This is a genomic window from Marinobacter sp. Arc7-DN-1 (assembly GCF_003441595.1).
Classification (GTDB): Bacteria; Pseudomonadota; Gammaproteobacteria; order Pseudomonadales; family Oleiphilaceae; genus Marinobacter; species Marinobacter metalliresistant.
In genome coordinates this window covers 3,343,405-3,353,636 of sequence record NZ_CP031848.1, presented here as the reverse complement: position 1 = coordinate 3,353,636, position 10,232 = coordinate 3,343,405, and the positions used below count along the sequence as shown (strand labels likewise).

The following is a 10,232-nucleotide window of genomic DNA, read 5'->3' as shown; positions in this document are numbered from 1 at the left end:
TCTAAATCCTCCCTGAAGGTGGAATTTCCTTATCAAACGGCTGGAGAATCTGCGCGGTTTCAGTGTTAGAGGGTAGAGCAGCCCCTTCTGGCGGGGCCCTATCAGCACTGGCCATCTGTATGCCTTTCTGCCGCACATGAAAGGCGATTTGCTGCCAGCGACGCATCCACAGCTCTTCCTTTCGCTTGTAGGCATCTAGCTCCGCTTTGAGGCGATCTACCTCTACCTGAAGCTCTTCGGCCTCTTTAGTGGCCTGTTCTTTGGTTTTCACCAATCCGCCCGACAGTGCTCGTTTGGCGTTGTCATAAGCAGCTTTGATTTCAGATTTAGCCTGGAGCGATTGGCGGCTAAAGCCAAAGCGTTCTTCTAGCACAGCCCAGGTTAGTTTTGATCCAAGCTCACCCAGCGCCCAGCGATCCAAATCGGCAACAATTGAATTGATGTCACTGTCGGACATGCGTCTGAAGCGTTTAACCATGCTCTACCTCGTTTAGATATTCTTCGGGGTCAAAGTGCTCCACCCCGTTGTCGGCCAGTTGGGCAGCCAGTGTTTTAAGTTTTTTATCGTTGTGTGCCAGCCAGTCCGCACTCTTTTTCGGCTTGGCGCTATCCAACTGCTTTTCAGCATTTTTTCGTGTCAGCGCAGTAAGGGCATACTGGCGCTTCTGCTCGTCCAGACGCCCCTTATCATCCTTAGCCCACACGTAGTCTTTGCAGTCCGCCGAACATTGCAAATGCCGCTCGCAGGGTGTTTGAGAGAAATTGTGGATACAGATACCCGTACCGACATCATGTACCGCCTGAATTCGCGCTTTCAGAATGGCATCCTGGGCTCCTACCGGTACAACTTTGATTTGCTCAGCTAACTGTCCTCCAACCAAGCCTGTTTTGATGTCTTCACGGAGCATCAGTGCTCGTTTTTCGCGGGATGTATGCTGATAGGCTTTGGTGTCTCTTGGGTTGGTTCGACCAAACCATTCAGTTTGCAGCAGGTCACTTAAGCCGCCCTCATCAAGCAGGGTATTAAGCGTGTGACGGAAGTGGTGACTGGTAAAATCTACCTCGATACTGCCGGATGCGTATTCGGCGGCAAGCGCAGGGAAATAGCGGAGAAATGTGGCGAGCATCGCATGGGTGCAAATGGTAGCCAACTGTTAGTGGCCAATTAAAATGACCCACTACTGGCCATTAATTTTGACCCACCCCCGGGTGGCCGTCAGGCCACAGAACCAGCTACTGTCCCCCGCTTTTATCCATGGCCGGGGGCATGTCAGTGAAGGAGTGGGTTGTGATACACAAGATCAAGGCACTGCACGATAACGGCAAAGGGCTGTCGATCCGCGCCATCAGTCAGGAACTGGGGTTGTCCCGCAATACCGTTCGCAAGTACCTGCGGATGGAGGTGGATGCGATTTCAGAACGGTTTGCAGACCCCTCGCGGAGCAAGCGACTCGATGATCACCGGGATTATCTGGTGCATTTGCTCCAGCAGTTTCCCAAGCTCAGCGCCGTCAAGATTGCCCGCAAGCTGCAAGAGAGGGTTGGCGAGTTGTCGGCCTCGGATCGCACCATCCGACGCTATGTGCGGGTGCTTAAGGAGGAAGTGGCCTCGGCCCAGATGCGCTACTACGAACCCATTCTGGACGATGTGCCGGGTGTTCAGTGTCAGGTGGATCCGGGTGAGTTGCGCGGCGTGCTGATCGGTGGCGAAGAGCGGATTCTCCACTTCGTGTGTTCGTGCTGTCCTTCTCACGGCTGATGTACGTGGGTCTGGCCTTCCGCCCGCTGGATACCCAGACGTTTATCCAGCTCCATGACGAAGCCCTGCGTTACTTCGGTGGCCTGCCAGAGGAGTGCGTCTACGATCAGACCAAGCTGGTGGTGATCAACGAGCAGTACCGGGAACTGACGCTAAACCAACGGTTCCATGAGTATGCCACCACGGCCGGGTTCCGGATCCATGCCTGCGAAGGCTATGACCCGGAGAGCAAGGGCAAGGTGGAAGCTGGCGTGAAGTACGTCAAGCAGGATTGCCTCTACGGTGAAGTCTTCCGGGACCAGGAGCACGTGCGCCAGCACGTGCAGGACTGGCTTGAGAGCGTAGCCAATGTCCGCATCCACGGCACCACCGGAGAACCACCCCGGGAACGCTTCGAACGGGATGAGCGAGAACACCTGGAGGCTTACCTGTCACCAGCTTGCGTGCAATCTGTGGCCCACGAGACACGTCGAGCCGACAAGACCGGCCTGATCGCCTGGAAGGCCAACAAGTACTCTGTGCCCATGGCCTGGCAGCAGGCCCGGGTGGGCGTTCTGGAGTCCGGCGGCCAACTCCACATCAGCGACCTGAACACAGGGGAAGTCATTGCCAGCCATGCTCTGTGTGCCGATAAAGGCAAGGTAATCAAGAACACCCACCACTACCGGGATCATGCCCAGCGGGTGGCCACCCTTGAGGGTAAGATCAACGACCTGATCGGCAGTGACATCGGGCCACGGTTGTGCCAACAGCTCAAGCGTTCCGAGCCCAAGATCTACAAGGACCAGCTGGTGGCTGCCCGTGACCTGCTCAAGCGCCATGCGCCCGTGGATCCGGCATTAATTACGACGCTGGCAGAGCGTCCCGGCATGACCGCGACACGGCTGCAAAGTTATCTGGAAGCAGCCCAGGCCGCCGTTCTCCGGGAGCGACAGCCGGAACCGCTATCGGAACCAAAAGAAACACTGGATCTGAGCGCTTACCGCCATATTGGCCGCTCCAGTGGCCAGGGGGTGACCCATGAGCCAGCTTGAACAGACCGTGGCCCGTTACCGCAGCCTGCGCCTGAGCGCGGCCGCCGACGAACTGACCAACCTGCTGGCCGAGGCTGAAGCCAACGAGATGTCCTATCTCAGCTTCGCGGACCGGCTTGCCGAGCACGAACTGACCCAGCGCCAGGACAAACGCATCCGCCGGAACCGGAAAATGGCTGCGTTCCCAGCGGAGAAGCGCCTGGAGGGCTTCGACTACCGGCACCAGACCACCATTACCAAACGCCAGGTCAATGCCTTGCTGGACTTCCAGTTCATCGACGAGCGAAACAACCTGGTGTTCATCGGTCCGCCCGGTGTAGGCAAGACCCACCTGGCCATCGGCATTGGCCACAAAGCTGTGGAGGCCGGCTACCGGGTGCTGTTCCGCAACGCTCTCGATCTGGTGGAAGAACTAGAGCTGGCCGAGATGAAGGGTGAGCTGAAAAAGCGGGTCAGCCAACTGGCCAAGTACGACCTGCTGGTCATCGATGAACTGGGTTACCTGCCCATGACGCGGCAGGCCCGGTACAACCTGTTCCAGCTGATCAACAGCCTGTACGAATACCGGTCCATCATCCTCACCACCAACAAGGACTTCACCAGTTGGGGCGAGTTCTTCCACGACGACAACGTGGCGGTGCCGATCATTGATCGGGTCATCCACCATTCACACATCTTTATGCTGGGAGGAGAAAGCTATCGGCTGAAGCAGAAAACGACAGGCTAGACTATGAAAGGTGGGTCAATTTTATTGGCCAAAGGTGGGTCAAAATAAATGGCCATTGACACCAACCAGTGCGCGTAGCTCCCACTAGAAAGTCCCACAGGACGAATGAATAACAGATCTTTTAGGTAGTACTCTTTGCCGAATTGATCCGTATGGATAGCCGATAAATATGCTTCCGAGAAATCACGGAAACAGTATTCAACCAATCCACTTTTGTAAGTGTAAAAAATGGGATTTGCAGGCTTAATTCCCTGCTTGGTTAACGCGCTATGATCTGGCCACGCAAGGTTTTGCTTCCTGAGCCAGCCAATTGTGCCCAAAACAGTATGACTGATCCCCAATTCAGTTAAATCAGCCGCATATAGCTTTTTATCTTCCGAGGTGCCGTCCAAAAACCTTAGGTCAGCCCCCCCAGTTTTTTGCATTTCTTCTGCTGTTGCCCGCTCTTTTGCGGTAATTTCTGCTATATCAATGAGCACATCGCCAACAATAGAGCTTACCTCTGACGGCAAGTACAGCCTACGCTTTGGTGTAAATACATCTCCTCGACTAGCTTTCCTCGGGAAGTATTCGATATAGGCATTACCCTCTTCATCAAGAGACAGCTGCTGATTGGGTAATAGTGAAACCTCACTGAATCGTCTTCCTGTGCAAGCAAATAGCGTCAACATCAAAATATAGAAGCGATACTTATGATCTTGGGGAACTTTTAAGTAGAGTTCACCAATGACTCGAAACACAGCGGGATCAACTAGTTTGTCCGACTTCGTCTCCAGAACCTCTGGATCATCCAACCTTTTGTGATTTATCCCTCCTGTGGTCGCTGGCCGCCTCATCCTAGCGTATTTGTACAGCAATAAAACCCGACATAGACCATTCGAATCGCAATGCGCTGCGAACTCTGCAACATACTTGTGAAGGTTGTAGGCAGTGGTGTCACTGTAGTGTTTTGAGATTAAACCAGACGCATTATCCAGAGCCTCTGGCGTAAGCCCAACTAACTCCTGCCCTAGCTGTTCAGCTGCATATGAGACATATCCAATAGCGGTAATGAAACTGCGCTGATTCGGTGCTGATTGATGTTTCCTGTGGAACCTGAGAACAAACAATGCTTTGGCAACTAGTTCCCAGCAACCGACTAGAGGCTCAGAACCCAGCCTCGGTGACAGCGAAAAACCAAAAGAAACTGATTTCGTGTTTTTACCAGTCAGCTTGACTAGACGCCCTGCATTGACTTGCCACTCGGGGTCGCCCCAAACAACCGACTCAAACCCTTCCAACTTCATTAGCTTTGCTTTGTCGATTAAAGATTTTAGGTTTTCATTCCTGTCACGCTCCAGACGATCAACGAAAGGGACGACCTTGGCCTTGCGATTAGAGCGACCATCAGACATTGTGCGCTCCCTTCTCACAGAGTTTGGCCACTTGTGCGACCGCAGCGATCACCTCGTCAAGCTGTATGCCCAATCGCGCATTTTCGTACTTTTTTAAACGCTCTTCGCGACCGGCCAGCAAGCAGTCCAGGACATGCTCATGATCAGCATGTCGATATGGCTGAAACTTGGGGCACAAATAACATGAGTAAGGGGGATCAAGATGGCAGACACTGGATTCACCACATACACCAATATCCGCTTGATCGGCAGGGTTTTGATCATCTACAAACGTTAGATGCTTGTCATCTCGCTCACCATTGACGGCATCTTCATCACTATCGATTAGCCTGCCTCTGAAAAAACTGAGGTACTTCGAGAAACCTTTCGCCGTTGCTTTGTCTAGGTGTTCAACTATTTTTCCAGCCATCTCAAAATAGACATTCACGTGCTGGGTATCGGTATGATCCAGTATTCTGGCCAGCTCACGCTTACTGATTCCCTCAGCAGCCAGACCCGTTGCTAAGGTATAGCGCAGCCGCCTTGGCGTGACATGCAATAATTCGCCAGTAAGCGGCGAGATAATGTTATGGCGTTTTACGAACGCACTAAGCAAACGCGATATATCGCTGCTTGTCAGATTAAATGCGTTATCAATGTCTTTGGATAAAATGGCGGCTTTGTTTCCATTCCTGTTAATAAGCAATGGTCGCTCTCCCGGATTCACAAAGGCCCTATCTGCAATGCTCAGCGGAACCAACTTACTGGTTTCTATCAGCTGCTCAATCATGGCACCAAAATGCGGATCGAGATATTCATCTAAAAGATCATCTCTTGGGTTCACAAGTCGCTTTTTAATTCTCGGCATGCGAATGATGTAGCAGGGGTCCTCACCTCCGGGAACCAGACATTCAAAATCAGACTCACGCAGAAAGGTTAAGTTAGCTGGGTTGCGTCCAAATGCTATGGATAGGGCAACCACAACCCTCTGCTGCAAATACTCTAATGATCGCCCCTCATCCGATTTAACTGCATTGATTAACAGAGGTAGCTCAAGAGACTTGTGTAGAGGACCACTTTCAGGATCTTCCATCCGAACAGCCTCACCTTTCGGATTCCCTGGCAACTCTAATGCCTCAAGTTCTTGCGCATAAATTTCCGAAAAGCCACATTCTGGCTTGTTGTCCGCGCTCCAAAGGTACCACTGTATGGGCCTGTACATTGCCCACAACCTTTTTCGTGAGCGGGCACGATTGATAGCGGTTTCAAACAGACCGATTAAGTGCGACTCTGTGTCAACTTGAGATACTGGGCTCCCCCAATGTCTCAGAACTTCTCTCCAAACATCCTGATACGCAGCATAACCCGCATGAGTAGATATTCGTTTAAGTCGGTCGGCAACATGGTCTTTGAACGGTAAGCGGCCGGTAATCCCATCTTGAGCCAGGCGCTGCCGCCGTCAGGATAGTGTCCACTTATTTTCTAGTGGACACTTAACATGAACGACTTAAGCGTAACCAAACCCTACCAGCGCCGTCGCCGGTTTTCCCGGGAATTCAAAGCCCAGATAGTTGCTCAATGTCTGGAGCCCGGTGCCTCCGTTTCTCGAATCTCACTGGATAACGGTCTCAATGCCAACATGGTCCGGCGCTGGATCAGCGAGGCGCGGCGAGCGCCGAAAGCGCCTGCGACAACACCTGGATTCGTGCCAGTCAATCTGCCAACAGTGGCCTCTGCACAGAGCAATCAATCAGTCCCAGACAAGCGTAGCACCATCCGCATCGAGATTCCCCGCGCCGGCAGTGCGGTTGTGGTGGAGTGGCCTGCGGAGCAGGCCCATCAATGTGCTGCCCTGTTGCGGGATCTGTTGGGATGATCCGCATCGACGAGATCTGGCTGGCTACTGAGCCGCTGGATATGCGGGCGGGGCCCGACAAGGCCCTGGCCCGGGTTATTCAGGTGTTCGGTTCAGCCAGGCCGCATTGCGCCTATCTGTTCGCCAACAAACGGGGCAACCGGATGAAGGTGCTGATCCACGATGGTCTGGGTATCTGGCTGTGTGCCCGCCGGCTGAACCGGGGCAAATTCCACTGGGGCGAAACCTGGCGCGGTGAGCAACTGCGCCTGACCGAAGAGCAGTTGTCCGCCCTGGTTCAGGGCCTGCCCTGGCAACGCCTTGGTGCGGAAGGAGTCATCTCCATCCTGTAACCACAAGTGCCGTGATGCCGCTATAGCCAGAACCGCGAATCGCTTGCCGCACAGGGACTTGGCATACTAGGGGGCATGACTCAGCGCCCCGACATAAACCAACTCTCTGCCGATCAGCTCCGTGCCCTGGCGACGGAACTGATGGACTCTCTGGACGCCAAGGATCAAGTCTTGGGCCGGAAGGAGCGAGAGTTGGTGCGCAGCAACGCCATCATCGAGAAGCTGACCCACGAAGTCGCCATCCTCAAGCGTCACAAGTACGCCCGTCGCAGTGAACAACTCGATGCGGTTCAGGGCAAGCTGCTGGACGAACTGATCGACAGCGACCTGGCCGCCATCGAAGCCGAGCTGGACCAGGCGATGACCGAGGAGCAGAAGGCTGCCCGGCCCAAGCAAAAGCCCAAGCGCACCCCGCTGCCACCAGAACTGCCCCGTACCCTGATCCACCACGAACCGGACAATACTCAGTGCCAGTGCGGCTGCCAGCTCCAGCGTATTGGCGAGGACGTCAGTGAGAAGCTGGATTATGTCCCCGGCGAGTTCACCGTCGAGCGCCACATCCGGGGCAAGTGGGCCTGCGACCAGTGCGAGACCCTGATCCAGGCACCGGTACCACCGCAGGTGATCGACAAGGGTATCCCCACCGCCGGTCTGCTGGCTCAGGTGCTGGTGGCCAAGTACGCCGACCATCTGCCGCTGTACCGTCAGGAACGCATCTTCGGTCGCGCTGGCCTGGAAATCCCACGCTCCACCCTGGCCGAATGGGTGGGTGCCTGCGGTGTGCAGTTGCAGCCCCTGGTGGGTGCGCTGAGGAACACCCTGCTGGAACACTATGTTCTGCACGCCGATGAAACCCCGGTCAGCATGCTGGCTCCGGGTAAGAAGAAAACCCACAAGGCCTATGTCTGGGCCTACTGCACCACACCATTCTCGGACCTGAAAGCCACTGTTTATGACTTCGCCCCCAGTCGTGCAGGCGAACACGCCCGCACCTTCTTGGGTGACTGGCAGGGCAAGCTGGTCTGTGATGATTATGCCGGCTACAAGGCCGGGTTCGGCAACGGCATCACCGAAATCGGATGCATGGCCCACGCCCGGCGCAAGTTCTATGACCTGCACGAAGCCAACAAGAGCGAACTGGCCGCCAAGGCGTTGGAGTACATCGGCGGCCTCTACGAGATAGAGCGGGAAACCAAAGACCTGCCGCCAGATAAGCGACGGGAAATCCGGCAAACCAAAGCCAAACCACTTGCTGATGCACTGCACCAGTGGATGCTGGCGCATCGCCAGAAAGTGCCGGATGGCTCTGGCACGGCTAAAGCACTGGATTACAGCCTCAAACGGTGGGAAGCGCTGACGCGCTACCTGGACGATGGTGCTGTGCCCATCGACAACAACTGGGTGGAAAACCAGATCCGGCCCTGGGCGTTGGGCCGTTCCAACTGGCTGTTCGCGGGGTCACTGCGCAGTGGTCAACGTGCGGCTGCGGTGATGACACTGATCCAGTCAGCCAAGCTGAACGGGCATGATCCCTATGCCTACCTGAAAGATGTTCTGACACGATTGCCGACGCAGAAAAACAACGCCATCGACGAGCTATTGCCCCACAACTGGACGCCGGCTACACCTGACAAGGTGTGATGGCCAGACGCTTACTTTGAACGCTTCTCTGATTTCGGAGTTAATTATCTTTGTGAAATTCAGGGTTGAATTATCCCTCGCAGAATACGGCAATCTCCAAGTATCACCGGATATATCAACTTCCTTTCCTTCACGGGTAATTAGTTTCTCTATCTCAGGCCAAGGCTGCTCGACAGCCTTTGGTTTCAATAATCTAGTATTCAATCCGGCGTCCTCCCAGACACTATTTCAGCCTGGTACCGCTTCAGTGACTTAATTGCCTGCTCCTCCACTTCCTGGGCTATGTAAGTATCTTGTGAATCCAAACTACTATCGCCACGAAGCAAGGCTAGGGCTTCCCTTCTGCGCTGCTCATCCATTCCTGAAGCACGCAACACCCGTTCAAGCCGGGATGAGAATGTATGCCTAAGAGACTTGGCCGTTAAGTTTTCAGGAAGATCGTCAGCGTATTGCGAACGCAACAACTGAAAGAACTGTGTAATTGAGGATTGCGACAAAGGCGAACCCTCATCACTCAAGATTAAATAGTCTGATTCGTCTTGGCTTTTACTTTCAAGCACTTCACGCCAAGTAACAATGTACTCATCCAAAGCAAATGCAAGCTGCCTATTCTCAATCGGGATGACTCGACCATTGCGCTTTATTTGAGGCCTAGGTCGTCTTACATCTAGTGGGTCCGCTGGTCTACGCTCAACCTTTATCGCCGAAATCGCACCAACCTGGACATCCTCTACCCTGAGGCAAAGCAGCTCACCTGGCCTTAAACCACAAAATAGCATCAGCCCAACAGATACATAATTTCTAAATTTTACAGCAGAATCTCGCCCATAACCCTGCTCAGCATCGGGGTGCAATACCGCAAGCAAGAAATCAACTTCTGCCTCATTTAGCCCCTTTCGAAGACTCTTTCTCATTGGTGTGGCAGACATAAAGCTACCATCGAGCGCTTTAAGCAAAAATGACTTTCTCTCCCTTAAACGCTCATAGTCCAAGGAAGATAGGGGCAGCTGACTAGTCAGAACGTCCATGCACCAACTGAAAAATTGTCGGATAGTTGTTAACCGTTGATTGAAGGTATTAGGTGCTACTGCACTTATACGTCCATTTGCCTGATCGATTCTTAACGCTTCAACCAAACCACCTTTTAATTCCGCTTCATTGAATGAGTTTTGAGCCAGTAATTTCGCAGATAAGTCACAATTTGATTTATCCAGCCAACGATAGAGCACTGACAGCTCTCTCAAATTTCGAACCAATGTATTGGTACTAAGGGATCGTCTGGAAAGGACAAACTCATTGGGTAAGACAACTGGCATACCAGAAGCATCCAGCATCATTGGTATTTGCTCACCCGTTTTGTGTGTGACTAGCTCTATTTTCATTACACCACCCTTATTGACAAAAAAAGGATAGCCATAAAACCCCATCTTTACAAGCTGACATTTGTGCGATCTTATATACAAGCAAAACTATGTAAAACAAAAAAGCCC

The 10,232-nt window shown here is 53.2% G+C and carries 9 protein-coding genes and 1 pseudogene; 5 read left to right on the top strand and 5 right to left on the bottom strand.

The window, feature by feature from the left end; all coding sequences use genetic code 11:
• Position 1: 1 nt before the first annotated feature.
• Together D0851_RS15845 and D0851_RS15840 are read right to left on the bottom strand one after the other, a co-directional pair.
• Positions 2 to 478, bottom strand: a complete 477-nt coding sequence (locus tag D0851_RS15845) for a protein kinase (RefSeq protein ID WP_117619487.1) — start codon at positions 476 to 478, stop codon at positions 2 to 4.
• Entirely contained in the window at positions 471 to 1,127 is a 657-nt protein-coding gene (locus D0851_RS15840) for a hypothetical protein (protein ID WP_205422226.1), read from the bottom strand. Before D0851_RS15840 ends, D0851_RS15845 begins: the two co-directional genes overlap by 8 nt.
• 161 nt (positions 1,128 to 1,288) lie before the next feature.
• On the opposite strand from D0851_RS15840, the pseudogene istA reads away from it, so the two are divergent.
• Positions 1,289 to 2,793 (top strand): annotated as a pseudogene (gene istA / locus D0851_RS15835) (IS21 family transposase).
• Positions 2,780 to 3,520, top strand: a complete 741-nt coding sequence (gene istB / locus D0851_RS15830) for an IS21-like element helper ATPase IstB (protein ID WP_092034459.1) — start codon at positions 2,780 to 2,782, stop codon at positions 3,518 to 3,520. Before istA ends, istB begins: the two are co-directional and overlap by 14 nt.
• On the opposite strand, the gene D0851_RS15825 is transcribed toward istB, so the two are convergent.
• Positions 3,517 to 4,914 (bottom strand): hypothetical protein, encoded by a 1,398-nt coding sequence (locus tag D0851_RS15825; RefSeq protein ID WP_205422224.1) that lies wholly within the window; start codon positions 4,912 to 4,914, stop codon positions 3,517 to 3,519. The two genes, istB and D0851_RS15825, sit on opposite strands and share 4 nt — an antisense overlap.
• Positions 4,907 to 6,115: a tyrosine-type recombinase/integrase gene (locus D0851_RS15820; protein WP_227539326.1), complete on the bottom strand. Its 1,209-nt coding sequence runs from the start codon at positions 6,113 to 6,115 to the stop codon at positions 4,907 to 4,909. The genes D0851_RS15825 and D0851_RS15820 overlap by 8 nt, the downstream gene beginning before the upstream one ends.
• Positions 6,116 to 6,391: 276 nt before the next feature.
• On the opposite strand from D0851_RS15820, the gene tnpA reads away from it, so the two are divergent.
• The 3 genes from tnpA to tnpC all read left to right on the top strand — a co-directional run bounded on the left by tnpA (position 6,392) and on the right by tnpC (position 8,742).
• Positions 6,392 to 6,769, top strand: a complete 378-nt coding sequence (gene tnpA, locus D0851_RS15815; protein ID WP_117619486.1) for an IS66-like element accessory protein TnpA — start codon at positions 6,392 to 6,394, stop codon at positions 6,767 to 6,769.
• Positions 6,766 to 7,101, top strand: coding sequence for an IS66 family insertion sequence element accessory protein TnpB (tnpB, locus tag D0851_RS15810; protein ID WP_162893759.1), 336 nt, complete (start codon positions 6,766 to 6,768; stop codon positions 7,099 to 7,101). Before tnpA ends, tnpB begins: the two co-directional genes overlap by 4 nt.
• A 75-nt stretch (positions 7,102 to 7,176) precedes the next feature.
• Positions 7,177 to 8,742, top strand: a complete 1,566-nt coding sequence (gene tnpC, locus D0851_RS15805; RefSeq protein ID WP_117619484.1) for an IS66 family transposase — start codon at positions 7,177 to 7,179, stop codon at positions 8,740 to 8,742.
• 200 nt (positions 8,743 to 8,942) lie between these two features.
• Here the strand turns inward: tnpC and D0851_RS15795 are convergent, their stop codons facing one another.
• Positions 8,943 to 10,169 (bottom strand): tyrosine-type recombinase/integrase, encoded by a 1,227-nt coding sequence (locus tag D0851_RS15795; protein WP_205422222.1) that lies wholly within the window; start codon positions 10,167 to 10,169, stop codon positions 8,943 to 8,945.
• Positions 10,170 to 10,232 lie beyond the last annotated feature (63 nt).

Excerpts from the sequence above, each read along its gene's own strand:
- D0851_RS15845 (WP_117619487.1), bottom strand. The coding sequence starts at position 478 with ATGGTTAAACGCTTCAGACGCATGTCCGACAGTGACATCAATTCAATT.
- D0851_RS15840 (WP_205422226.1), bottom strand. The coding sequence starts at position 1,127 with ATGCTCGCCACATTTCTCCGCTATTTCCCTGCGCTTGCCGCCGAATAC.
- istB (WP_092034459.1), top strand. The coding sequence starts at position 2,780 with ATGAGCCAGCTTGAACAGACCGTGGCCCGTTACCGCAGCCTGCGCCTG.
- D0851_RS15825 (WP_205422224.1), bottom strand. The coding sequence starts at position 4,914 with ATGTCTGATGGTCGCTCTAATCGCAAGGCCAAGGTCGTCCCTTTCGTT.
- D0851_RS15820 (WP_227539326.1), bottom strand. The coding sequence starts at position 6,115 with ATGTACAGGCCCATACAGTGGTACCTTTGGAGCGCGGACAACAAGCCA.
- tnpA (WP_117619486.1), top strand. The coding sequence starts at position 6,392 with ATGAACGACTTAAGCGTAACCAAACCCTACCAGCGCCGTCGCCGGTTT.
- tnpB (WP_162893759.1), top strand. The coding sequence starts at position 6,766 with ATGATCCGCATCGACGAGATCTGGCTGGCTACTGAGCCGCTGGATATG.
- tnpC (WP_117619484.1), top strand. The coding sequence starts at position 7,177 with ATGACTCAGCGCCCCGACATAAACCAACTCTCTGCCGATCAGCTCCGT.
- D0851_RS15795 (WP_205422222.1), bottom strand. The coding sequence starts at position 10,169 with ATGGGGTTTTATGGCTATCCTTTTTTTGTCAATAAGGGTGGTGTAATG.